Below are 23,248 nucleotides of genomic sequence, written 5' to 3' on the forward strand. Positions count from 1 at the left end.
CATGCTGCATCATCTCATCCGACAGGCCGCCCAGTCCGGCTTTCCGAGCGAGGCCTTTGGCCGGACGCTGGTCCAGGCCGCGCCGTCGCGCCGCAATTTCCTGAAGGCCGCCGGGGCGGGCGGCGCGCTGATCCTGGGCGCGCATCTGCCCCTGCCCGCTCTGGCCGCCAGCGGCGCGCCTCCCGGAATCGTCGGCCCGGCGGATCCGCGCCCGCATCTGTTCGTCATCATCGCGCCCGACAACACCGTCACGGTGCTGGCCAAGCATCTGGACAAGGGGCAGGGCATCGTCACCGGGCTGGCCACCATCGTCGCCGAGGAGTTGGACGCCGATTGGGCGCAGATGCGCGGGGCCTTCGCGCCCGCCGACAGCAAGCTCTACGGCAACCATTTCTTCGGCATCCAGGGCACCGGCGGCTCGACCGCCATCGCCAACAGTTGGGACGAGCTGCGCATGGCCGGGGCCGCCGCCCGCGCCATGCTGGTCGCGACCGCCGCCGCCCGCTGGAACGTGCCGACGGGTGAGGTCACGGTCGCCAAGGGCGTCGTTTCCCACGCCGCCAGCAACCGCCGCTTCACCTTTGGCGAGTTGGCGGAGGACGCGGCCAAGCTGCCGGTTCCGCAGACCGTCGCGCTGAAGGCGGCGAAGGATTACACCCTGATCGGCAAGCCCGGCCTGCACCGGCTGGACCACGCCAGCAAGACCGACGGCAGCGCGATTTTCGCCATGGACATCCGCCGACCGGGGCAGGTGACGGCGGTGCTCGCCCGTTCGCCGCGCTTTGGCGGAACGGTCAAGAGCGTGGACGACGCGGCGGCCCGCGCCGTGCCGGGAGTGATCGACGTGCTGACACTGCCGGTCGGCGTCGCCGTCGTCGCGAAAAACACCTGGACCGCGATCAAGGGCCGCGAGGCGTTGAAGATCGTCTGGGACGACGGCAAGGCCGAAACGCGCGGCACCGACCAGATGCTGGCCGATTACCGCAAGCTGGCGCAGACGCCGGGCGCGGTCGCCGCCGACAAGGGCGACGTCGCCAAGGCCTTCGCCGGAGCGGCGGCGGTGGTCGAGGGCGAGTTCGTCTTCCCCTATCTGGCCCACGCGCCGATGGAGCCGTTGAACGCCACCGTCGCGCTGAATCCCGATGGCGGTTGCACCATCTGGGCCGGGTCGCAGTTCCAGGGCGTCGAACAGATGGTCGTCGCCCATGCGCTGGGCTGCAAACCCGAACAGGTGAAGATCGAAACCCAATGGGCGGGCGGCAGCTTTGGCCGCCGCGCCACCACCAACGCCGACTACATCGCCGAGGCGGCGATCATCGCCAAGGCCTATGGCAAGGCCCCGGTCCATCTGGTGTGGACGCGCGAGGACGACATCAAGGGCGGTCGTTACCGCCCGCTGTTCCTGCACCAGATCAAGGCGGCGGTGGATTCCTCCGGCGCGCTGGTCGCGTGGCGGCAGCGGATCGTCGGCCAGAGCTTCATGGCCGGGACGCCGTTTGAAAAAATGATGGTCAAGAACGGGGTGGACGCGACCTCGGTCGAAGGCGCGTCGGACATGGCCTACGCCGTGCCGAATCTAGCGGTCGATCTGCACAGCCCGGCCTCGCCGGTGACGACCCTGTGGTGGCGCTCGGTCGGCCACACCCACACGGCCTACGCCAAGGAGGTGATGATCGACCAGTTGGCCAAGGCGGCGGGCAAGGATCCGCTGGCCTTCCGGTTGGCGATGCTGAAGGACCATCCGCGCATGGCCAACGTCCTGAAACTGGCGGCGGAGAAGGCCGGGTGGGACAAGCCGCTGCCCAAGGGCAAAGGGCGCGGCGTCGCGGTGCATGAAAGCTTCAACACCTTCGTCGCCCATGTCGCCGAGGTGACGGTCAGCGACAAGGGCCACGTTACGGTGGACCGCGTCGTCGTCGCCGTCGATTGCGGGCAGGTCGTCAACCCCGACGTCGTCGTCGCCCAGATGGAGGGGGCCACCGGCTGGGGCGTCGGCCACGCGCTGCGCGGCGAAATCACCCTGACCGACGGTCTGGTCGATCAAAGCAACTTCGACGGCTTCCTGCCCTTGCGGATGTCCGACATGCCGAAGGTGGAGGTGCACATCGTCGACTCCCACGAACGCCCGACCGGGGCGGGCGAACCGGGCGTCCCGACGTCGGCCCCCGCCGTCGCCAACGCCGTCTTCGCGGTGACGGGCAAGCCGGTGCAGACCCTGCCCTTCAGCCGGGGCGGCATGGTGTGACGCCGCTTACGATGTAAGGCCGACAGGGCGCTCATCCACATCGGGTGAGCGCCCTTTTTCTTGCCCGCAGGTCGCCCTGTTTACGGCGCGTCGTGAAAGATGATTCCAGTGGTGAAGCGTTCCCCCGCCAGCAGGCGGCTGACGCCGTGGCGGTGGGTGACGCGCAAGGTTCCACGCGCGCCCTGGGCGGGGCGGTGGCTGACGGCGAAAATCACCGCCCAGCCTTGGCGCAGAGGAACCACCTCGGCGCGGGATTGCTGACGCGGGCGCTGTTCGGTCAGCACGAAATCGCCGCCCTGGAAGTCCCGGCCCGGTTCGGACAGCAGGATGGCGGCCTGAAGCGGAAACACCGTCTCGCCATACAGATCCTGATGCAGGCAATTGTAATCGCCGGGGCGGTAGCGCAGCAGCAGCGGGGTGGGGCGGGTCTGCCCGGCGGCCCGGCAGCGCTCCAGAAAGGCGGCGTGGTCGGCGGGGTAGCGGGTGGCGCTGCCCAGCCGTTCGGCCCAGCGGTTGGCGATGGGGGCGAGCCGTTCGTACAGCGCGCCGCGCAACCCGGCGATGGGGGCGGGCAGGGGATAGGCGAAATATTTGTATTCGCCCTTGCCGAAGCCATGGCGGGCCATCACCACCCGGCTGCGGAAGGGGGCGTCTTGCGGGTACAGCGCCGTCAGGGCGGCGCAGTCGTCGGCGGTCAGCAGCGGCCCAACCAGCGCGTTGCCCGCCGCGTTCAAATCGGCTTCGATCCGATCCCAATCCAGGGCGTCGGCGCGCGCGGTCCAGGACTCGGGTTCATCACAACGGGGTGGGGCAGGGACCAGAGCGGCGAGCGGCATGACGGGCGATCCATCCAGCGGGTGGGGCGGCGCCCGCCGCCCCTTCACGCCGTGACTGTGGCGTCGCCCGCCGGATCGAACATCCCGGCTCTTGCGGTTGAATTCCCGTGCCGCGTCAGCGAGCGACCGGCGTCGGCGCGTTCAGCGCGTTGCGCTTCTTCACCGCTTCGTAGACGGACGGGAAGGCCGGGCGGTTGACGTAGCGGCCCGCCCCGCGCACCGCGCGGCTTTCGCCCAGCGCGTGGACGATCTTGCCCTGGCTCAGCGTGTAGGCCGGGGTTCCCGTCACCGTCATGCCTTCAAAGATGTTCAAGCCGACCTTTTGCATCTGGGTCTTGGCCGAGATGGTTTTGGTCGCCGCCGGATCCCACACCACCAGATCGGCGTCGGCCCCGACGCTGACCGATCCCTTGCGCGGGTACAAGTTGAAGATCTTCGCCGCGTTGGCGGAGGTGATGGCGACGAACTCGTTCATCGTCAGACGACCGGTGTTGACGCCGTGCGTCCACAGGGCGGTCATGCGGTCCTCAATCCCCGCCGTGCCGTTCGGGATCTTGGTGAAGTCGTTGCGGCCCATCGCCTTTTGCTCGGCGCAGAAACAGCAGTGATCGGTCGCGGTGGTGTGGAGATGCCCCGCCTGCAAGCCGCGCCACAGCGCGTCCTGATGCTCCTTGGAACGGAAGGGCGGACTCATGACGTGACCGGCGGCAAAATCCCAGTCGGGGTTGCGGTACACGCTGTCGTCGATCAGCAGATGCCCGGCCAGAACCTCGCCAAACACCCGTTGGCCGCCGTCCTGGCCGCGCGTGATCGCCTCCAGCGCCTCTTTCGCCGAGACATGGACGATGTAGACCGGCACGCCGAACACCTTGGCGACCTGGATGGCGCGGTTGGCGGCCTCGCCCTCCACCTCCGGCGGGCGGGACAGCGGGTGGGCTTCCGGGCCGGTCAGGCCCTGGGCCAGCAGCTTTTTCTGAAGCTGGAACACCAGTTCGCCATTTTCGGCGTGGACGGTCGGGATGGCCCCCAGTTCCAGACAGCGCTGGAAGCTGTTCACCAGAACCTCGTCGTCGGCCATGATGGCGTTCTTGTAGGCCATGAAATGCTTGAAGCTGTTCACCCCATGGTCGGCGACCAGCGTTCCCATGTCGGCGCGCACCGTCTCGTCCCACCAGGTGACGGCGACGTGAAAGCTGTAATCGCCCGCCGCCTTCTCCGCCCAGCCGCGCCAGGTGTGATAGGCCTCCATCAGGCTTTGTTTCGGGTTGGGAATGACAAAATCGATGATCGTCGTCGTACCGCCCGCGAAACCGGCGGCGGTCCCGCTGAAGAAATCCTCCGTCGTCACCGTGCCCATGAAGGGCAGCTCCATGTGGGTGTGCGGGTCGATGCCGCCGGGCATGACGTAGCAGCCGCCCGCCTCCACGACTTCGGTTCCGGCGGGAACGTCCAGGGCGTCGCCGACGGCCTTGATGAGGCCGTCCTCGCAATAGACATCGGCGCGTTGCGTCTGCTCGGCTGTGACGACGGTTCCACCACGAATGACGATACCCATGGAAGGCGCTCCCTTATGCGTTGGTGGGGAATGGGGTCGGGGATGGGGTGGGGGAAGGGGTGGGGGAAGGTGCCGGTTCCGGCAGACCGGCGGCGCGCAGGATCATCCGCAGCACCTCGGCGGTGATCTGGGCGAAATCCTGGCGGGTCAGGGTGCGGCGGCCCAGAACCTTGCGGACCTGAACGTCGAAATCGGCGTAATGCTGGGTGACGGCCCAGATCATGAACAGGAATTGGCGGGCGTCCACCGGGGCCATGCGGCCTTCGGCGACCCAGCCGTCGATGACGGCGGCCTTGGCGTCGACCAGACGGCGCAGATCGTCGGACAGGAAGCGTTCGATCTGCGCCCCGCCATGCAGGATCTCGTTGGCGAACACCTTGGACGCCTGCGCGCGGGTGCGCGAGGCCTCCATCTTGGTGGTGATGTAGGCGGTCAGCGCCGCAGCCGGATCGGCGTCCGGCGTCAGCGCGTCGATGGGGGCGAGCCAAAGCCGCAGGATGTTGTCCAGCACCGCGCGGTACAGATCCTCTTTGGTGCCGAAGTAGTAATGCAGATTGGCCTTGGGCAGCCCGGCCTTGTCGGCGATGTCGGCCATGGTCGCCCCGGCGCACCCGGCTTCGGCGAACACGGCCTCCGCCGCCTTGAGAATGCGTTCGACATTCTCGCGGCGGATGCGCCCTTGCGGGGCGGCGGCGTCGGGGGAAACCGGGTCTGTCTTCAGCGTCATCGCCAACCTTCGTCCATCATCCTTGAAGCCCCTCTCCCCCGTGGGGGAAAGGGGCGCAGAGAGAGGGACTGTATCACGCCGCCGCCGGGGATCGCTCGGCGTTTGCCCGTTCCAGCACGGCGTGCAGCAGAACCTCGCAGCCCGCCGTCGCCCATTCGACGGTGGTCTCCTCGATCTCGTTGTGGCTGATGCCGTCGATGCAGGGGATGAAGACCATGCCGGTCGGCGCGACCTTCGACAGATAACAGGCGTCGTGACCGGCGCCGGAAATGATGTCGCGGAAGGAATAGCCGGTGCGTTCCACCCCGTTGCGCACCGCCGTCACGCAATCGGCGTCGAACTGGATGGGGGCGTAGTACCAGATTTGCTTGAAGTCGCTGTCCAGCCCGATGCCGCTGGCGATCTCCGCCACGGCGGTGCGCAGTTCGGCGTCCATCGCGGCGAGGATCTCATCCTTCGGGTGGCGGAAATCGACGGTGAAGAAGACCCGGCCCGGAATGACGTTGCGCGAGTTCGGGTGAATCTGCATCAGCCCGACGGTGGCGCAGGCCGCCGGGCCGTATTTCAGGCCGATGCGGTTCACCGCGTCCACCACCCGCGCCGCGCCCAGCAGCGCGTCCTTGCGCCGGGTCATCGGCGTCGGTCCGGCGTGGGCCTCCTGCCCGGTGAAGGTGATTTCGTACCAGCGTTGGCCCTGGCAATCGGTGACGACGCCGATGGTCTTGCCCTCGGCCTCCAGGATCGGGCCTTGTTCGATGTGGGCCTCGAAATAGGCGCCGACCTTGCGCCCGCCGACCTCCTGGTCCCCGGCGTAACCGATGCGGGCCAGTTCCTCGCCCATCGTCTTGCCGTCCAGATCGGCGCGCGACAGGCCATAATCCAGATCGAACACCCCGGCGAAGACGCCGGACGCCACCATGGCCGGGGCGAAGCGCGAGCCTTCCTCGTTCGTCCACACCGCCACCTCGACCGGGGCCTCGGTGACGTAGCCCATGTCGTTCAGGCTGCGCACCACCTCCAGCCCGGCCAGCACGCCATAGACGCCGTCATATTTGCCGCCGGTCGGTTGGCTGTCCAGATGGCTGCCCATGATGATGGGGGGCAGGCTGTCGTCGCGACCGGCCCGGCGGGCGAAGATGTTGCCCATCTTGTCCACGCTGATGGTGCAGCCCGCCTCTTCGCACCAGCGCGCGAACAGGTCGCGGCTCTGCTTGTCCAGGTCGGTCAGGGCCAGTCGGCAGACGCCGCCCTTGGGCGTCGCGCCGATCTGCGCCATGTCCATCAGGCTTTGCCACAGGCGCGAGCCGTTCACGGCGACATTCTGCGGGTAAGACATCGTTGCTCTCTCCCAGATACGAAAGGCCGACCGTGGCCGGTGCTGGATCATCGTCATCCCCGCGCAGGCGGGGATCCAGAGTTTCCCATACGAATCTTAAGGCCAAGCCTGGATCCCCGCCTGCGCGGGGATGACGGAACACAAAGGAACCTTCCAGCTTGGATCATCGACCGGGCTTATTCGGCGGCGGCGCGCATCGGGTTGCGGGGGTCTTCGGGCCAGGTCATGTAGGGCAAGCCGTTCTCCTCCGGCTGCATGGTGATGCAATCGGGCACCGGGCAGACGTGGGAGCACAGGTTGCAGCCGACGCACTCCTCGTTCACGACGGTGAAGATCCGGCGGCCCTCCCCTTGGTCGATGCGGATCGCCTGATGCGAGGTGTCCTCGCACACGATGTGACAGCGTCCGCAATCGATGCACAAGGCCGGGTCGATCACCGCCTTGGTCGAGAAGTTCATGTTCAGGTCGTTCCAGTTCACCACGTTGCGAACGGCCCGGCCCGACAGTTGGTCCAAATTGGCGTAACCCTTGTCGTCCATCCAGTTGGACAGGCCGTCGATCATGTCCTCCACGATCTTGAAGCCGAAGGTCATGGCGGCGGTGCAGACCTGCACGTTGGTCGCCCCCAGCGCCAGGAACTCCGCCGCGTCGCGCCAATTGGTGACGCCGCCGATGCCCGACACCGGCAGCCCCGCCGTGTCCGGGTTGCGGGCGATCTCCGCCACCATGTTGAGCGCGATCGGCTTCACCGCCGGGCCGCAATAGCCGCCATGGCTGCCCTTGCCATCGACCACCGGCGTCGGGGCCATGGCGTCGAGATCGACGGCGACGATGGAGTTGACGGTGTTGATGAGCGAGACCGCATCGGCCCCGCCGCGCTTGGCCGCTTCCGCCGACCACAGGATGTTGGTGATGTTGGGCGTCAGCTTGACGATCACCGGCAGGTTGGTGGCGTTCTTGACCCAGCGCGTGACCTGTTCGACCATGTCCGGCACCTGGCCGATGGCCGACCCCATGCCGCGCTCGCACATGCCGTGCGGGCAGCCGAGATTCAGTTCCAGCCCGTCCACCGCGCCCGTGGCGGCGATGCGGCGGGCCAGCCCGGCCCACGCCTCCTCCTCGATCCGGGCCATCAGCGACACGACCATGGCGCGGTCGGGCCAGTCGCGCTTGACCTGGATGATTTCCTGGAGATTGACCTCCAGCGGGCGGTCGGAAATCAGTTCGATGTTGTTCAGCCCGATCAGCTTGCGCTCGTTGTCGAGATGCGCGCCGTAGCGGCTGGACACGTTGACGACGGGCGGATCCTCGCCCAGCGTCTTCCAGACCACGCCGCCCCATCCGGCCTGAAAGGCGCGGACGACGTTGGTCAGCTTGTCGGTGGGCGGGGCGGACGCCAGCCAGAAGGGATTCGGCGAGCGGATGCCGGCGATGGTGCTGCGCAGATCGGCCATGGTTCGGCTCCCGTCTCAGGCGGTCAGGTGGCGGTGGATGGCCAGGGCGGCGCGCTTGCCGTCCTGCACGGACTGAACGGTCAGATCCTCGCCGCTGGCGACGCAATCGCCCCCGGCATAGACCTTATCCAGGCTGGCGCGGTGGTCGTCGTCGATGACGATCTTGCCGCCCGCGATGGTCAACCCGTCCAGCGCCTCGCGCGCCAGGGTCTGGCCCACCGCCTTCAGAACCATGTCGGCGGGCAGGCTGTAGCGCTCGCCGGTGGGAACGAGTTTGCCGTCCTCCAGCCGGGTGCGCTCCAGGGTGATTCCCTGCTCGTCGATGGCGACCGGGGCGGCGAAGGTCTTCAGCACCACGCCGTTGGTCTGCGCCAACTCCTGCTCCCACGCCGTGGCCCCCATCTGGCCACGCCCGCGCCGGTAGACCAAGGTCACATCCTCCGCCCCCAGGCGCTTGGCCTGGATGGCGGCGTCCACGGCGGTGTTGCCGCCGCCGATGACCACGACGCTGCGGCCCACGGCCACCGGGGCGTCCGGGGTCGCCTGCCGCACCCGTTCGATGAAGGCGGTGGCGTTCTCCACGCCCGCGCGGTCCTCGCCGGGGATGTTCAGGCGGTTGTTGCCGCCCAAGCCGACGCCGAGGAACACCGCGTCAAACTCGGCCCGCAGCGTGTCGAGCGACAGGTCGGCGCCCAGACGGCGGCCATGCTCCACCGTGATTCCGCCGACCTCCAGGATGAAGGCGACCTCGCGCTGGGCGAAATCATCGGCCATCTTGTAGGGGGCGAGTCCGTATTCGTTCAGGCCGCCGGATTTCGGTTTGGCCTCATACACCGTCACCTCATGGCCCAGCGTGGCGAGCCGGTGGGCGCAGGACAGACCGGCGGGACCGGCCCCGACCACAGCGACGCGCTTGCCGGTGCTGGCGGCGCGGACGAAGGGGTGGGGGCCTTTGCGGGCGAACAAAGCATCGGTGGCGTGGCGCTGCAACCGACCGATGGCGACCGGGCGTTCCTCGGCGGTGTTGCGGACGCAGGCCTGTTCGCACAGGGTTTCCGTCGGGCAGACGCGGGCGCAGGTCCCGCCCATGATGTTGTCCGACAGAATCGTGGTCGCCGCGCCCTTCAGATTGCCGGTGGCGATGGAGCGGATGAAGGACGGGATGTCGATCCCGGTCGGGCAGGCCCGCACACAGGCGGCGTCGTAACAGAACAGGCAGCGGTTGGATTCGGCAAGCGCCTGCACCGCCGTGAGGGGCGGCGTGAGATCGGCGTAGGGCGAAGCCGGAATGTCAGCGTTCAGGGTCATGGCGGATGGCTTCCCTTTGGTCGCTAAGCGGCGTGGCTTCCCGTTCATCAGCAACCGCCGTGCCAAGCGAACGCAAGGGCTGGAGGGTGGCGGAAAAGCTGACTGTACGGTCAAGAACTGACGCCTTGGACAATCATGGCAGCGCTTCAAATTGCACGCAATACGGACTTTCTGCGCCTGTTTGGTGGGCGTCGCCGTCCAAACACGGCGAAATGCTCGCTGTGCGCCGCGTCAAATCCAGCCATATCAAGGGATTGGCCGTCGCCGCTCCTGCCTGATTTGGCGGCAGTGGGGTGTAAAAAAGCATGATTGTTGCGGGGAAACCGGGCGTGCGAGGGATAGGATAGGGGCGATCTGGACAAAAGAAGCGGTTGGCTTGGGGCGATCCGGCTGCTATGCCGCGATCATCCGCAAGTTGGCATCGCGGGCATGGCAGACAGTAGGATTCAGGGGCGCATGACCGACCTTCACGGAGCTTCTTTGCCGGATCCACGCCGCCACGGCGGGGCGTCCTCGCCGTTGGACAAACGGCCCGTTGTGTTTTTGGTCAATGAGCTTGGCAGCGGTTTCGGCCATATTCGCCGCCTGCTGACGGTCGCCGAACGGCTGGCCGCTGAAACCCGCCCGATCCTGTTCGTGCCGAATCCAGGGGCGCCGCCGCTGGCGGGCTGCCCCTTTCCCTGCCTGACGATTCCCCCGCAACCCGCCCGTCGTCCGCCGCCCGCCCTGTTTGGATTGGCCGATGTGCTGACGCTGGTCGGCTACACCGAGCCAGCGGCCATCGAGGCGCTGTTGGCTGGTTGGGACGAGCGGATGGAGCGCTGGCGCCCGGCTCTGTTCATTGGCGACAGCGCGCCCTCCGCGCGCCTCGCCAGTCTTGGCCGCGTTCCTTTTGTGGCGATCGGCGACGGCTATGTGCTTCCTCCCGCCCATCTGCCGTTGCCGCGCCGCGCGGGAAGCGCGCCGTTGGAGGATGACGCGGCGGTTCTCGCCCGCTATGCCGATGTTCAGGCGCGGCGCGGCCATCGGGCGCCGCCGAATCTCACCGCTTTGTGGTGCGGAACCCGTGACGTGGTCTGCACCTATCCGATGTTGGATCCCTACCAGGCGCACCGGCAGGCGGCGGCTTCAGGCCCGCTGACGCCGCCGCCGCCGCCCTTGCCGCCCGCCAGCCATCCGGCGCTGTTCGCGTATCTCGCGCCTACGCCCAAGGGGGAGGCGGCCTTTGCCGCGCTTGCCCGGCTTGACCTGCCGACCCGCGTCTATGTGCGGGATGCGGCGTGGGCGGCGCCGTCCGGCGCGGATCATCTGACTGTGCTGACCGAGCCGGGCGACTTGCGGGCTGAAATGGCCGCAGCCTCCCTCATCGTCCATCATGGCGGCAATGGGACGACGGAAACGGTCCTCGCCCTTGGCCGCCCGCAACTGTTGCTGCCCAATCATCTGGAGCAGGCCTTGACGGCGGACCGTCTGCGGCGCTGCGGCGTGGGGGCCGTGCCTTGGGCGTGGGAGGATCCGGCGGCGCTCGCCCAGGCGATGACGGCGGCGGCGGTCAGCGAACCGCTCGCTCAGGCGGCGCAGAGTATGGCCCGTTCCCTTCCGCTGATGGAACCGGCGGTGGAGGTCATCCGGCGCAAGGCGCTGGCCCTCATCCAGGTGGGCGCCGCCGCCTAAGCCAGCATTTTTACAGGCTGGCCTGCACGGCGGGCGGCGTCAGCGACGCCTTCAGCGTGGCGCCCAGCCGCCGGAAGGTTTCCTTTCGCCCGGAGGTCCGCCGCCAAACCAGGGCGATCCGGCGGAAAGGCCGTTCGCCGTCCAGCGGGCGCACCACCAGATTGAGGCCGCGCAGGATGCCCGACTCGACCGCCATTTGCGGCAACAGAGTCACCCCCAGCCCGTTGGCGACCATCTGCACCAGCGTGTGCAGGCTGGTGCCCTGGAACACCGTGTTGCGCGGGGCGCTGTCCAGCGCGCAGGCGGCCAGCGCGTGATCGCGCAGGCAATGCCCGTCTTCCAGCAGCAACAGATCCTCCATCGCCACGTCGATCGGATGCGCGGTGGCCGAGGCGCACAGACGATGTTCGGGCAGGCAGACGAAGGAGAAATGATCCTCGGCGATGTCCAGCGTCTCAATGTCGCCCATCGGGTAGGGCAGGGCGAGCAGGGCGGCGTCCAACTCCCCGCTGTTCAGCCGGTCGAGCAGGCGGGCGGTCTGATCCTCGCGCAGATAGAGTTTCAGATTGGGGAAGCTCGTCCGCAGATCGGGCATGACGCGGGGAATCAGAAAGGGGCCGATGGTGGGAATCACCCCCAGATGCAGCGGCCCGGCCATCGGATCGGCGGCGGCGCGGGTGATGTCCACCAGATCCTCCGCGTCTTTCAGCAGGCTGCGCGCCCGCTCGGCGATTTCGCGGCCAAGGGGCGTCGGCATCACCGTCCGCCGCGTGCGTTCCAGCAGCGGCGTGCCGAGCAGATCCTCAAGCTCCTGAATTCCGGCGCTCAAGGTGGATTGGCTGACCAGACAGGCGTCCGCCGCCTGCCCGAAATGGCATCGGTCAACCACGGCAACGAGATAGCGGAGCTGGCGCAGCGTCGGCAGGGGTTTCATGGGGGAATGATTGATCGTTTTTTCCGATCAATGCAATCGGTATTTTGTGTTTCTCTTGGTCAGCGATTTCCCCTATTCCTCTCCTGGTCAAGCAACCCTGGGGGAGACGCCGCACCGATCCAGACGAGCCGCCAAGACCGCCCGCCGCCACATCCGTTGAAACAGCGCGGATCGCCACGCGGGCGCCAACCGGGGCCGGGACTGCGCCGCTTCCCCATCCACAGTCATCCTTCGGAGAGTTCTATGTCTTTGATTAACACCGCGATTAAGCCCTTCAAGGCGACCGCCTTCAAGAACGGCAAGTTCATCGACGTCAGCGACGCCGACCTGAAGGGCAAATGGTCGGTCGTGTTCTTCTACCCCGCCGATTTCACCTTTGTTTGCCCGACCGAGCTTGAAGATCTGGCGAACAACTACGCCGCCTTCCAGAAGCTGGGCGTCGAGATCTACGCCGTGTCGACCGACACGCATTTCTCGCACAAGGCGTGGCACGACACCTCGCCCGCCATCGGCAAGATCGAATACACCATGGTCGGCGACCCGACCGGCACGATCACCCGCAACTTCGAGGTCATGATCGAAGAAGCCGGTCTGGCCGATCGCGGCACCTTCGTCGTCGATCCCCAGGGCGTCATCCAGATCGTTGAAGTCACCGCCGGCGGCATCGGTCGCGACGCGCTGGAACTGCTGCGCAAGGTCAAGGCCGCCCAGTATGTCGCCTCGCACCCCGGCGAAGTCTGCCCGGCCAAGTGGCAGGAAGGCGAGAAGACTCTCGCCCCGTCGCTCGACCTGGTCGGCAAGATCTAAGTTCGCCTAAAGGGCGGGCGTCGCCGGTTCCGAGCAACACCGGAACCGGCGACGCTCCCCTCTTAAAAAATGCCGGGCCTTGCGCCCCGCGCGCTTTTAAAACTTTTAAAATCCTCCCCTGCCGGACCACCACCGACGCGCACTCGGTTCGTTCCGACGCCTTCACATTCGGGAACAATCGCCATGCTGGACGCCACTCTCAAAGGCCAACTGAAGGGCTATCTTGAGCGGATCACGCAGCCCGTCGAACTGGTCGCGTCGCTCGACGGCTCGCCGAAATCCCAGGAAATGCTGGGTCTGCTGGAGGACATCGCGTCCCTGTCGGACAAGATCACGCTGGTGCGCCGCGACGACGCGCGCACGCCCTCCTTCGCCATCGCCCGTGTTGGAACCGACGTCGCCGTGCGGTTCGCCGGTCTGCCGATGGGCCATGAATTCAACTCGCTGGTGCTCGCCCTGTTGCAGGTCGGCGGCCACCCGTCCAAGGAATCCGCCGAATTGATCGAGCGGGTCAAGGATCTGGACGGCGATTACCAGTTCGAGACCTATTTCTCGCTGTCCTGCCAGAACTGCCCCGACGTCGTGCAGGCGCTCAATCTGATGAGCGTGCTCAACCCCCGGATCAAGCATGTCGCCATCGACGGCGCGCTGTTCCAGGCGGAGGTTGAGAGCCGCCAGATCATGGCCGTTCCGGCGATCTATCTGAACGGCGAGCCGTTCGGCCAGGGCCGCATGGGGCTGGAGCAGATCGTCGCCAAGCTCGACACCGGCGCGGCGGCCCGCGCCGCCGAAACGATCAAGGCCAAGGACGCCTTTGACGTTCTGGTGATCGGCGGCGGCCCGGCGGGCGCGGCGTCGGCGGTTTACGCCGCCCGCAAGGGCATCCGCACCGGCGTCGCGGCGGAACGCTTCGGCGGTCAGGTGCTCGACACCATGGCGATTGAAAACTTCATCTCGGTCTCGCACACCGAAGGGCCGAAGCTGGCCGCCGCCCTGGAGCAGCACGTCAAAGAGTATGACGTGGACATCATGAACCTGCAAACCGCCGAAGCGCTGATCCCGGCGGCGGTCCCCGGCGGCTTGATCGAAATCCGGCTGGCCAGCGGCGCCGCGCTGAAATCCCGCACGGTGATCCTGTCCACCGGCGCCCGCTGGCGCTCGATGAACGTGCCGGGCGAGGCGGAGTACCGCAACAAGGGGGTGGCCTACTGCCCGCACTGCGACGGCCCGCTGTTCAAGGGCAAGCGGGTGGCGGTGATCGGCGGCGGCAATTCCGGCGTCGAGGCGGCCATCGACCTCGCCGGTCTGGTGGCGCACGTCACCTTGATCGAGTTCGACAGCCAGTTGCGCGCCGACGCGGTGCTTCAGCGCAAGCTGAACAGCCTGCCCAACGTCACCATCGTCACCTCCGGCCAAACCACCGAGGTGCATGGCGACGGGGCCAAGGTGACGGGCCTGTCCTACAAGGACCGCAACAGCGGCGATCTGCGCCGGGTCGATCTGGAGGGGATCTTCGTGCAGATCGGTCTGGTGCCGAACACCGAATGGCTGAAGGGCGCGGTCGCCCTGTCGCCGCGCGGCGAGATTGAGGTGGACGCCCGTGGCCAGACCTCCGTCCCCGGCGTGTTCGCCGCTGGCGACGCGACGACGACGCCGTTCAAGCAGATCATCATCGCCATGGGCGAGGGCGCGAAAGCGGCGCTGTCAGCCTTCGATTTCCTCATCCGCACCATCCCGGCGGAGGAGGCCAATCGGCAACTCGCCAGCGTCGCGGCGGAGTGACCGCTGTAAATTTCACGGGCTGAAAAGGGTGATTGCTCCCCCTGCGACACGCGACTCACCAACAGAGGCGCGGCGTCGCAGGGGGATTTTTGCTGCCCGGCAGACCGCGCTCCCGGCTCTCAAGACGCGTCCAAACCGTGAGGCCGTGCAGAAGCTGGGCGTATTTTCGCGCGTTGCCCGAGACGATCTGATCCATGGGATGAAAACCCGTATGGACAGCATTCTATGATTGTCCTACCTTTTGACTCAGCAAAGAAAATAAATATTCGGAAACAATTGTCGCAATTTTGAAATTAGAGGCTTAGCCAAATATCCATCGTTCTGCATACTCAAGTATGTTTTTTTGGGCACCGCTAGTTCAACCTGTCCGTTTGTAATACGGCTTTTGTTGGTGAAAACAGAGGCTCCACTACCAAGAGGCAAGGCTTGACGGAGAGTTTTTGACGGCAACATTCCGTTTGGAATGAAACGAATCTGACCCGAAGCAAACTGGCGGAGAGCGGAATGGAGGATGAGGCTGGCTTCTCGAACGACGCTCAACGGCAATGGATCGAACATGCCCTGCGCAAAAGCGAAGAGCGGTTTCGGCAAGTCGTCGAATCAGCGCCAAACGCCATGGTCATGGTCAATGATCGCGGGTTGATCGAAATGATAAACACCCAAACCGAGCGTGTTTTCGGCTACTCACGCGATGAGTTGTTGGGGCGTCCGGTCGAAATCCTGGTTCCAACCCGATTCAGCGGCCACCATCCGACTCTTCGCGCATCTTTTTTTTCCCAACCGCAATCACGCCCCATGGGGGCCGGGCGGGATCTGTATGGCTTGCGCAAGGATGGCAGTGAGTTTCCCGTTGAAATTGGCCTGAACCCGATCGAAACCGAGGAAGGCACAATGGTGCTGTCGGCGATTGTGGACATTTCCGACCGCAAGCAAAAAGAGGAAAAGATCCAACAGGCGCTGAAAGAAAAAGACATCCTTCTGGCTGAAATTCATCATCGCGTTAAGAACAACTTGCAGATCATCGACAGTTTGCTGGATTTGCAATCGTCACGAATTTATGACGCCCAGGTTCTCAGCATGCTGCGCGACAGCCAAACGCGCATTCGATCCATGGCGCTCATTCACCAAACCCTTTATCAATCCAAAAATTTTGCTCAAGTCGATTTTGCAAATTTTTTGGATTCTCTGGCGCCAACGTTGATTAGTTCTTATGGCGTTGATCCATCCCGCATCGCCTTGTCGATCCACACCTTCGACGTCCATCTGCCGATCAGCGCTGCGATCCCCTGCGGTTTGATTGTCAATGAACTGATTTCCAACGCGATCAAGCATGGGTTTCCCAGTGGCCGGACCGGAGAAATCCACATCAAGCTTGTCAACGAGTCGCCAACCGAGGTGTCGTTGTCGGTCAGCGACGACGGAATAGGCCTGCCCGCCGGTCTTGACGTCAACTCAACAGAAACGCTGGGGTTGCAGTTGGTTGTTCTGTTGACCGAACAGCTTGGCGGCACGCTGTCGATTCAAAACGCCAGCCCAACCTGTTTTTCATTGCGTTTCCCATCCACCAAATAGGCGGGGGCTCACCATGTCGCAGGCTCGGGTGTTGGTGGTCGAGGATGAGCGGATCGTCGCTTTGCACCTTCAGCAGCGCTTGAAAACCCTTGGCTATGAGATCGCCGCCATGGCCGCTTCGGGGGAGCAGGCGCTGGAGCGCGCCCGCAGCGCGCAGCCGGACGTCATCCTGATGGACATCCACATCGAAGGCGCGATGGATGGGATTGAAACCGCCTTGGAGATCCACAAGGAAGCCCACACGCCGGTCATCTATCTGACCGCCTATTCCGAAGCGGCGACGCTGGAGCGCGCGCGCGGCACCAAGCCCTACGGCTATCTCATCAAACCCTTCAGCGAACGGGAATTGCACGCGACCATTCAAATGGCGCTGGAACGCAGCGCCGCCGACACGGCGATCCGCGAAAGCGAGGAACGGTTGCTTCTGGCGCTGGAAGCGGCGGACATGGCGTCGTGGGAGTTGGACGTCTCCACCCGCACCGTGTTGCACGTCGGCAAAGCCCAGCATTTGTTCGGCCATGCGCAGGAGGTGTTTTCCGGGTCGTGGGACCGCTTTCTGGAGCAGGTCCACGAAGATGATCGGGAGTTGGTCAATCAAGCGTTTGAGCGAACGGTGGATGGTCAAGGGCTGGGGGGCATCGAATTCCGCAGCGTCCACCCCGACGGCAGCGTTCATTGGCTGAAGGTGCAGGGCCGGGTCTTTGAAACGGACGTCAACCAAAAAAAGCGGCTGATCGGGGTGATCCAGGACATCACCGCGCGCAGAAACACCGAGGCGCAGTTGCGGCAAGCGGCCACCGTGTTTGAGGCGACGCAGGAAGGCATTCTGATTCTCGACCGGCGGTTCGTCACGCTCGATTCCAACCGTGGCTATTGCGCGATCACCGGCTATGAGCGGGACGACGTGATTGGGCGCCCGTCCCATCTGCTGTCGCCGCCGACCCTCTCCGCCGCCGACTGGGAAGCCGCGCAGAAGGCGTTGGCGACAACCCGGCAATGGCACAGCGAGATCCGGGGCCGCCAGAGCAATGGCGAGGCGCTGCCCGTGTTGGCGAACGTCGCGGCGGTCACTGACCGTTATGGGCAGGTGTCGCATTATGTCGCCCTGTTTTCCGACCTGACGGCGATTCGTCATGCGCAGGACAAATTTCAACATCTGGCGCATTTCGATCCGCTGACGGACCTGCCCAACCGCTTGTTGGCGATGGACCGGCTGGAACACGCGATGCAGACGGCGGCGCGCAACCAGAACAAGGTTGGGCTGTTGTTCGTCGATTTGGATCATTTCAAGCGGATCAACGACACGTTGGGTCACAGCGTCGGCGACGACCTGTTGCGCGCGGTGGCCAAGGCGTTGCGCCTCGCCGTCCGCGCCGAAGACACCGTGGCCCGGTTGGGCGGCGACGAGTTCATGGTGATCGTGGATCGGGTTGACCAGCCCGAAGCGATGGGGGAATTGGCGGATCGCATCATCGCCGCGCTGTCCCATCCGGTCATGCTGTCGGGCATGGAGTTCGCCATTTCCGCCAGCGTCGGCATCAGCCTGTTTCCCGACGACGGCGTCGCGCAAGAGGATTTGATCCGCGCCGCCGACACCGCCATGTACGCGGCCAAGGACGCCGGTCGGAACAGCTTCGCCTTCTACCGCAAAGAGATGACGGAGCGGGCGGCCCTGTACATGGACCATGATCGCGACCTGCGGCGCGGCTTTGAGAAGGATGAATTTCGGCTCCACTACCAGCCGCAAGTCGATCTGGCGACCGGCGCCATCGTCGGGGTGGAGGCGCTGATCCGTTGGCAGCACCCCATCCACGGGCTGCGTGGCCCCGACGACGTGATTCCAATCGCTGAGAAAAGCCGCCTGATCGTCGGCATCGGCGATTGGGTGTTGCGCGAGGCCTGCTGGCAGGCGAAGGCGTGGCGGGACGCCGGTCTGCCGCCGGTGCGGGTGGCGGTCAACGTGTCGGCCAGGCAGATGAATCTTGACCGTTTGCCGCGCGTCGTTCGCCGGATCCTGGAGGACACCGACCTTGCGCCCGATTGGCTGGAAATCGAAATCACCGAAAGCACCCTGCAAAATGACGAAGAATGCATCGCCACGCTGCACGCGTTGAAAGAAATCGGGGTGTCGCTGGCCATTGATGATTTCGGCACCGGCTATTCCTGCATGGGATCCCTGAAATCCCTGCCCATCGACCGCATCAAGATTGACCGCAGCTTCGTTCGGGACATTCCCCATGACCGCAACGACGAGGCGATCACCGAGGCGATCATCGCCATGGCCCATCGGTTGAACCTGATCGTCATCGCCGAAGGCATCGAAACCGAAGATCAGAAAGCCTTCTTGCAAGCGCGCGGCTGCGAAGAAGGGCAGGGCTATCTCTACGCCCGCCCGATGACCGCCGACGCGGTCGCGGCTCTGTTGCGGAATCGGCAAAATTGCGCTGGCTTGTGCGAGAAATCATGAGCGCCGCCGACCTTGATTTCCCCGCCGCCCGCCGGTTCAAACGCCACGTCGTCACAGCGTGACGAGATGGCGGGAACCCGACCCGGAACGGATCAGGTTCGCCACAGGACGACGCAACGACGGCGGCAACCAGCCGAACCATCGTGAAACCGGACGCTACATCATGCCCAGAGCGCGCGGCAGCCACAAGGACAGGATCGGCAGGTAGGTGACGGCGACCAGAAAGGCCAGCATGGTCAACAGCCACGGCCACACCGCCACCGTCAGTTCGGTGATGCCCATTTTGGTGATGCCGCTGGCGACATAGAGGTTCAGGCCGACCGGCGGGTGGCACATGCCGACCTCCATGTTGACCACCATGATGATGCCGAAATGCACCGGGTCGATGCCCAGGCGCAGGGCGACCGGAACCAGGATCGGCGCCATGATGAGGACGATGGAGGACGGCTCCATGAAATTGCCCGCCATCAGCAGCAGGATGTTCGTCACCAGCAGGAAGGCGACGACGCCCAGGCCCTGGCCGGTGATCCAATCGGCGATCGCCTGCGGGATGTTTTCCGAGGTCAGCACGAAGGAGAACAGCACGGCGTTGGTGATGATGTAGAGCAGCATCGCCGACATGCTGGCCGACGACAACAGCACCTTCGGCACGCCCGCCAGCGGCATGTCCTTGTAGACGAACACGGCGATGACGAAGGCGTAGACGGCGCTCATCGCCGCCGCTTCGGTCGGGGTGAAGGCGCCGCTGTAGATGCCGCCGATGACGACGACGATCAACAGCAAGCCCCACACCGCTTCGCGGAAGGTGCTCAGGCGTTGGCCCAGGCTGGCTTTCGGCAGGCGGGGGTAATTGTTCTTGCGGGCGCGATTCCAGGTGGTCAGCCCCAACAGAAAGGCCAAAATCAGGCCGGGAACCACCCCCGCCATGAAGAGTTGGCCGATGGAGGCCGCCTTGGGATTTCCGGCGGTCGCCACCGCGTACATCACCATGCAGATCGACGGCGGAATCAGGATGCCCAGCGCCCCCGCCGTGGTGATGACGCCCGCCCCGAACTGGCGGGGAAAGCCCTGCCGCACCATCGCAGGCAAAATGACCGAGCCGATGGCGACCACCGTCGCCGGGCTGGACCCCGACACCGCCGCGAACAGCGCGCAGCCCATGACGCCCGCCAACCCCAACCCGCCGTGCCAATGGCCGACCATGGCGCTGGCGAAATTAATCATGCGGCGGGCGACGCCGCCATGGGTCAGGAAATTCCCCGCCAGAATGAAGAAGGGGATCGCCATGATCTCGAACTTCTCGATCCCGGTGAACAGCTTCAACGCCACCGCGCTGATCGGCACGTCGGTCATGGTGAAGAGAAAGGTCAGAACGGTCAGGCCGAGCGAGATGGAAACCGGCATGCCGGTCAGCATCAAAACCAGCAGCAGGCCAAAAATAATGGCGGCGCTCATCGGGCCGTCTCCTTGGATCGCCGCGCGTCGGCGCGGGTCAGGTCATGCGGGTGCAGATTGTCGTCCAGCGCGTACCAGTTGACGTCGGCGGACGCGGCGGCCTCTTCCTCCAGTCCATCGACATGGCCGTGGTCGTGGTGGGGCAGGCTTCCCGTCCGCAGGAAGGCGACGCAGACCTGAAGGAAGCGGAAGCCCATCAAATAGGATCCGCAGGGAATCGCCAGATAGACCAGCCACATCGGCATTTCCAGATCGGCGGACACCTGATCGGTGTGCGCCATGTGCCAGACGAAGCTGGCCCCCAGCGTGCCGACGATCCCGGTGAACAGCGCGCCCGCCAGCAGCCCCAACACGATGAAGCGGGCGCGCCACGGCCCGCTCAGCCGGTTGATGAGAACATCGACGCCGACATGGATGCCGGTGCGCACGCCATACGCGGCGCCGAATTTCGCCATCCAGACGAACATGTAGATGCAGAGTTCTTGCGCCCAGGTGAAATCAAAGCGCAGCAGCGCGTCTTGCAGAACGGGCACGCCGACGAGATAGCGGTGAACCACCGCCACAAAAATGACGAGCGTCGCCGCCGCCATGAGGGTGGAGATGATCCACTCCTCCAGCGCATCGAGAAAAGTCATGGCGCCTTGTGTCCTTATATGCCGGGGGGGGGAGCGGGGAGGCTCGCCGCCTCGCCACCCCCGCCCCATCGCCGCGCGGCGGGTTACTGGCTGCGTTCGGCGGTCAGGTCGCGGTTCACCGCCGCGACCAGTTCGGTCAGGCCAAGCTGTTGGGCCATCTTGGTTTGAACCGGCGTCAACGCCTTGATCCAGGCCTGTTTTTCATCCGCCGTCGGGGTGTGGACGGCGGTTTTGCCGGAATTGCGGATGGCGTCGATGGTCTTCTGTTCATCCTCTTCGGCCAACTGGTCGTTGATCCGCGTGGCGTCCTTCAGCGCGCCATCCAACTTGGTGCGGATGTCGGCGGGCAAGCCGTCCCAGAAGGGTTTGTTCACCACGACGACGTAGGCGCTGAAGCTGTGGTCGGTCAGGGTGACGTGCTTTTGCACCTCATGCTGTTTTTGGGTGTAGAGGTTGGACAGCGGCCCGTCCGTGCCATCGACGACGCCGGTGTCGAGCGCCTGATACACCTCCGACAGCGCCAGCGTTTGCGGCAGTCCGCCCAGAGCTTTGATGGTTTCGGCGTTCACTTTGGACGAGTTGATTCGGATCTTCAGGCCGCGCGCGTCGGTCGGCAGGCGCAGCGGGGTGTTGGCGCTCATGGCGCGGAACCCGTTGTCCCAAAAGGCCATCCCGACCATGCCCTTGCTCTCCAGCTTGCGCAGCAGGGCGGCGCCGATCGGCCCGTTCGTCACCTTGTGGACGGTGGCGCGGTCGGGGAACAGATAGGGCAGGTCGAAAGCCTGATAATCCTTCAGCCCGATGGGGCCGAATTTGCTGGCGGTCGGGGCCAGCATCTGCACGGCGCCCAATTGCAGGGCCTCCAGCTCCTCCTTGTCCTTGTAAAGCTGGCTGTTGGGGTACAGTTCGACCACCACCTTGCCGCCGGTGCGCTCCTCGGCGAATTTCTTGAACTGGGCCGCCGCGATTCCCTTGGGAGTGTCGGGGGCGACGACATGGCTGAATTTGATGATGATGGGTTTGTCGGCCAAGGCTGGCCCGGCGATGGAGACGGTGGCGAGCAGGGCGCTGGACGCCAGCAGCAGGGCGGCGAGGGGGCGATTCATGGTGGTTTCCTCCGACAGGCCGGCGCCGCGCGATTGTATGGCGGTTCCGGCTGAATTTTCTGGGATTTTTGGGGATTTTGGGGGAGCGTTCGCGCCGTCGCGGCGCGGTCAACTGGCCAGGGCGAAGGGGTGGGGGGCCGCCTCGGGACGGGCGAAAACCGATCCTTCAAACAGACGCCGGGCGGTGCGTTGAACCGCCGCCAAGGGGGCCTGCCGGTGCGCCGACGGCTCCAGACGGACGGTGAGGCGCCCGGACGGGTGTTCCAACGCCACGTCGGCGGGCAGGGCCTGCGCCCCGACCATCGCCGCCGCCAGCGTGCCGGGGGTGGCGCAGGCGGTGGCGACGGCGACCGCGCCGGTGATCGCCAACGCCTTGTGGCAGTCGTGCGGCATGAAATAGCGCACCGCCAGCGTGCCGCCGCGCGTGGCCGGGGCCAGCAGGACGGGTTTGGGAATGACCAGATCGGCGGCGTTGGCGAAGCCCATCCGCCGCCCGGCCTCCAGCCGCAACGCCTCCAGCCGGTTCATGAACACGCGGTCGAGGCGGTAGCTGTCGGGCGATTCAGCCCCCGTTTTGCCGAGATCGGCGGCGCGGACCATCATCACCGGAATGGCGGCGTCCAGGCAGGACACGGCGATTCCGTCAATCTCCTCCACCGCCGATCCGGTCGGCAGCAGCCGCCCGGTGTTGGCCCCCGCCGCGTCGAGAAAGGACAGGTGGATGGGGGCCGCCGTTCCCGGCACGCCGTCGATGGTGGCGTCGCCCTCATAGGTGACGTGGCCGCCGGGGGTCTGGACCCGCGCCTCGATCAATTTGCGGGTGTTGACGTTGTGGATGCGCAGCACGGTCACGCCGTCCGACGCGGCGACCAGACCGGCTTCGATGGCGAAGGGGCCGACCGCCGCCAGCATGTTTCCGCAATTGGGCGAGGTGTCCACCACCCGTTCGCGCACCTTGACCTGGGCGAACAGATAATCGACGTCGGCCCCGGCGATGCTGGGCGGGCCGATGATCGCCACCTTGCTGGTCAGCGGGTTGCCGCCGCCGATGCCGTCGATTTCCAGATCATGCCCCGCCCCCATCACCGACAGCAGCAGCGCGTCGCGCGCCGCCGGATCGGCGGGAAGGTCGGAAGCGAGAAAGAACGGGCCACGGGACGTGCCGCCGCGCATCATCACGCAGGGGATTCGGATCTGATCGTTCATGGGAATGCCTGAATTTAGTCCGATGACAAGGCGCCGTGGCCACGGTCGATGGAGCCGACTATCGGCCTTGCCCGCATTTCTGTGAAATGCAAAGATCGGAGGAATTATTGCGAAAAACGGATCAATGATCCGGCGCGTCAAAGGCGGCG

At 65.4% G+C, this 23,248-nt stretch carries 17 protein-coding genes; 6 read left to right on the top strand and 11 right to left on the bottom strand.

Going from position 1 to position 23,248, the window contains the following annotated elements; genetic code table 11:
- Position 1 precedes the first annotated feature (1 nt).
- Positions 2–2,245, top strand: coding sequence for a xanthine dehydrogenase family protein molybdopterin-binding subunit (locus ACODS4_RS13855; RefSeq protein ID WP_488864545.1), 2,244 nt, complete (start codon positions 2–4; stop codon positions 2,243–2,245).
- 80 nt (positions 2,246–2,325) lie between these two features.
- On the opposite strand, the gene ACODS4_RS13860 is transcribed toward ACODS4_RS13855, so the two are convergent.
- The 6 genes from ACODS4_RS13860 to ACODS4_RS13885 all read right to left on the bottom strand — a co-directional run bounded on the left by ACODS4_RS13860 (position 2,326) and on the right by ACODS4_RS13885 (position 9,461).
- Entirely contained in the window at positions 2,326–3,081 is a 756-nt protein-coding gene (locus ACODS4_RS13860) for a 2OG-Fe(II) oxygenase (protein ID WP_488864546.1), read from the bottom strand.
- 115 nt (positions 3,082–3,196) lie between these two features.
- Positions 3,197–4,636 (bottom strand): dihydropyrimidinase, encoded by a 1,440-nt coding sequence (hydA, locus tag ACODS4_RS13865; protein ID WP_488864548.1) that lies wholly within the window; start codon positions 4,634–4,636, stop codon positions 3,197–3,199.
- 13 nt (positions 4,637–4,649) lie between these two features.
- Positions 4,650–5,363, bottom strand: a complete 714-nt coding sequence (locus ACODS4_RS13870) for a TetR/AcrR family transcriptional regulator (RefSeq protein WP_488864550.1) — start codon at positions 5,361–5,363, stop codon at positions 4,650–4,652.
- Positions 5,364–5,436: 73 nt separating this feature from the next.
- Positions 5,437–6,699, bottom strand: a complete 1,263-nt coding sequence (locus ACODS4_RS13875) for a Zn-dependent hydrolase (protein ID WP_488864552.1) — start codon at positions 6,697–6,699, stop codon at positions 5,437–5,439.
- 176 nt (positions 6,700–6,875) lie between these two features.
- The gene (gene preA / locus ACODS4_RS13880; protein WP_488864554.1) at positions 6,876–8,153 is read right to left on the bottom strand and encodes an NAD-dependent dihydropyrimidine dehydrogenase subunit PreA; all 1,278 of its coding nucleotides are present in this window, start codon (positions 8,151–8,153) and stop codon (positions 6,876–6,878) included.
- Positions 8,154–8,168: 15 nt separating this feature from the next.
- A complete protein-coding gene (locus ACODS4_RS13885; RefSeq protein ID WP_488864556.1) occupies positions 8,169–9,461 on the bottom strand; it encodes an NAD(P)-dependent oxidoreductase in 1,293 nt (430 codons plus the stop codon).
- Positions 9,462–9,917: 456 nt separating this feature from the next.
- Between ACODS4_RS13885 and ACODS4_RS13890 the strand changes: the two genes are divergently transcribed.
- A complete protein-coding gene (locus ACODS4_RS13890) occupies positions 9,918–11,135 on the top strand; it encodes a nucleotide disphospho-sugar-binding domain-containing protein (RefSeq protein WP_488864558.1) in 1,218 nt (405 codons plus the stop codon).
- Between the two features lie 10 nt (positions 11,136–11,145).
- Here ACODS4_RS13890 and ACODS4_RS13895 read toward each other — a convergent pair whose 3' ends face one another.
- Positions 11,146–12,069 (bottom strand): hydrogen peroxide-inducible genes activator, encoded by a 924-nt coding sequence (locus tag ACODS4_RS13895; RefSeq protein ID WP_488864559.1) that lies wholly within the window; start codon positions 12,067–12,069, stop codon positions 11,146–11,148.
- A gap of 243 nt (positions 12,070–12,312) precedes the next feature.
- On the opposite strand from ACODS4_RS13895, the gene ahpC reads away from it, so the two are divergent.
- The 4 genes from ahpC (at position 12,313) to ACODS4_RS13915 (ending at position 18,697) form a co-directional block, all read left to right on the top strand.
- Entirely contained in the window at positions 12,313–12,876 is a 564-nt protein-coding gene (gene ahpC, locus ACODS4_RS13900; RefSeq protein WP_488864561.1) for an alkyl hydroperoxide reductase subunit C, read from the top strand.
- 183 nt (positions 12,877–13,059) lie between these two features.
- Positions 13,060–14,658, top strand: coding sequence for an alkyl hydroperoxide reductase subunit F (ahpF, locus tag ACODS4_RS13905; RefSeq protein WP_488864563.1), 1,599 nt, complete (start codon positions 13,060–13,062; stop codon positions 14,656–14,658).
- 504 nt (positions 14,659–15,162) lie between these two features.
- Complete coding sequence (locus tag ACODS4_RS13910; protein ID WP_488864564.1) at positions 15,163–16,230, top strand: sensor histidine kinase; 1,068 nt, start codon at positions 15,163–15,165, stop codon at positions 16,228–16,230.
- A gap of 13 nt (positions 16,231–16,243) precedes the next feature.
- A complete protein-coding gene (locus ACODS4_RS13915) occupies positions 16,244–18,697 on the top strand; it encodes a two-component system response regulator (RefSeq protein WP_488864566.1) in 2,454 nt (817 codons plus the stop codon).
- Between the two features lie 156 nt (positions 18,698–18,853).
- Here the strand turns inward: ACODS4_RS13915 and ACODS4_RS13920 are convergent, their stop codons facing one another.
- The 4 genes from ACODS4_RS13920 to ACODS4_RS13935 form a co-directional block, all read right to left on the bottom strand.
- On the bottom strand, positions 18,854–20,152 hold the full coding sequence (locus tag ACODS4_RS13920; RefSeq protein WP_488864568.1) for a TRAP transporter large permease: 1,299 nt from the start codon (positions 20,150–20,152) through the stop codon (positions 18,854–18,856).
- Positions 20,149–20,787, bottom strand: coding sequence for a TRAP transporter small permease (locus ACODS4_RS13925; protein WP_488864570.1), 639 nt, complete (start codon positions 20,785–20,787; stop codon positions 20,149–20,151). Before ACODS4_RS13925 ends, ACODS4_RS13920 begins: the two co-directional genes overlap by 4 nt.
- Positions 20,788–20,870: 83 nt before the next feature.
- Positions 20,871–21,893: a DctP family TRAP transporter solute-binding subunit gene (locus ACODS4_RS13930; RefSeq protein WP_488864572.1), complete on the bottom strand. Its 1,023-nt coding sequence runs from the start codon at positions 21,891–21,893 to the stop codon at positions 20,871–20,873.
- A gap of 108 nt (positions 21,894–22,001) precedes the next feature.
- Positions 22,002–23,099 (bottom strand): 4-oxalomesaconate tautomerase, encoded by a 1,098-nt coding sequence (locus ACODS4_RS13935; protein ID WP_488864574.1) that lies wholly within the window; start codon positions 23,097–23,099, stop codon positions 22,002–22,004.
- Positions 23,100–23,248: the final 149 nt, after the last annotated feature.

It is taken from the genome of Azospirillum sp. FG154, from assembly GCF_057809575.1.

Coding starts and splice junctions, on each gene's coding strand:
- ACODS4_RS13855 (WP_488864545.1), top strand. CDS start 2: ATGCTGCATCATCTCATCCGACAGGCCGCCCAGTCCGGCTTTCCGAGC.
- ACODS4_RS13860 (WP_488864546.1), bottom strand. CDS start 3,081: ATGCCGCTCGCCGCTCTGGTCCCTGCCCCACCCCGTTGTGATGAACCC.
- hydA (WP_488864548.1), bottom strand. CDS start 4,636: ATGGGTATCGTCATTCGTGGTGGAACCGTCGTCACAGCCGAGCAGACG.
- ACODS4_RS13870 (WP_488864550.1), bottom strand. CDS start 5,363: ATGACGCTGAAGACAGACCCGGTTTCCCCCGACGCCGCCGCCCCGCAA.
- ACODS4_RS13875 (WP_488864552.1), bottom strand. CDS start 6,699: ATGTCTTACCCGCAGAATGTCGCCGTGAACGGCTCGCGCCTGTGGCAA.
- preA (WP_488864554.1), bottom strand. CDS start 8,153: ATGGCCGATCTGCGCAGCACCATCGCCGGCATCCGCTCGCCGAATCCC.
- ACODS4_RS13885 (WP_488864556.1), bottom strand. CDS start 9,461: ATGACCCTGAACGCTGACATTCCGGCTTCGCCCTACGCCGATCTCACG.
- ACODS4_RS13890 (WP_488864558.1), top strand. CDS start 9,918: ATGACCGACCTTCACGGAGCTTCTTTGCCGGATCCACGCCGCCACGGC.
- ACODS4_RS13895 (WP_488864559.1), bottom strand. CDS start 12,069: ATGAAACCCCTGCCGACGCTGCGCCAGCTCCGCTATCTCGTTGCCGTG.
- ahpC (WP_488864561.1), top strand. CDS start 12,313: ATGTCTTTGATTAACACCGCGATTAAGCCCTTCAAGGCGACCGCCTTC.
- ahpF (WP_488864563.1), top strand. CDS start 13,060: ATGCTGGACGCCACTCTCAAAGGCCAACTGAAGGGCTATCTTGAGCGG.
- ACODS4_RS13910 (WP_488864564.1), top strand. CDS start 15,163: ATGGAGGATGAGGCTGGCTTCTCGAACGACGCTCAACGGCAATGGATC.
- ACODS4_RS13915 (WP_488864566.1), top strand. CDS start 16,244: ATGTCGCAGGCTCGGGTGTTGGTGGTCGAGGATGAGCGGATCGTCGCT.
- ACODS4_RS13920 (WP_488864568.1), bottom strand. CDS start 20,152: ATGAGCGCCGCCATTATTTTTGGCCTGCTGCTGGTTTTGATGCTGACC.
- ACODS4_RS13925 (WP_488864570.1), bottom strand. CDS start 20,787: ATGACTTTTCTCGATGCGCTGGAGGAGTGGATCATCTCCACCCTCATG.
- ACODS4_RS13930 (WP_488864572.1), bottom strand. CDS start 21,893: ATGAATCGCCCCCTCGCCGCCCTGCTGCTGGCGTCCAGCGCCCTGCTC.
- ACODS4_RS13935 (WP_488864574.1), bottom strand. CDS start 23,099: ATGAACGATCAGATCCGAATCCCCTGCGTGATGATGCGCGGCGGCACG.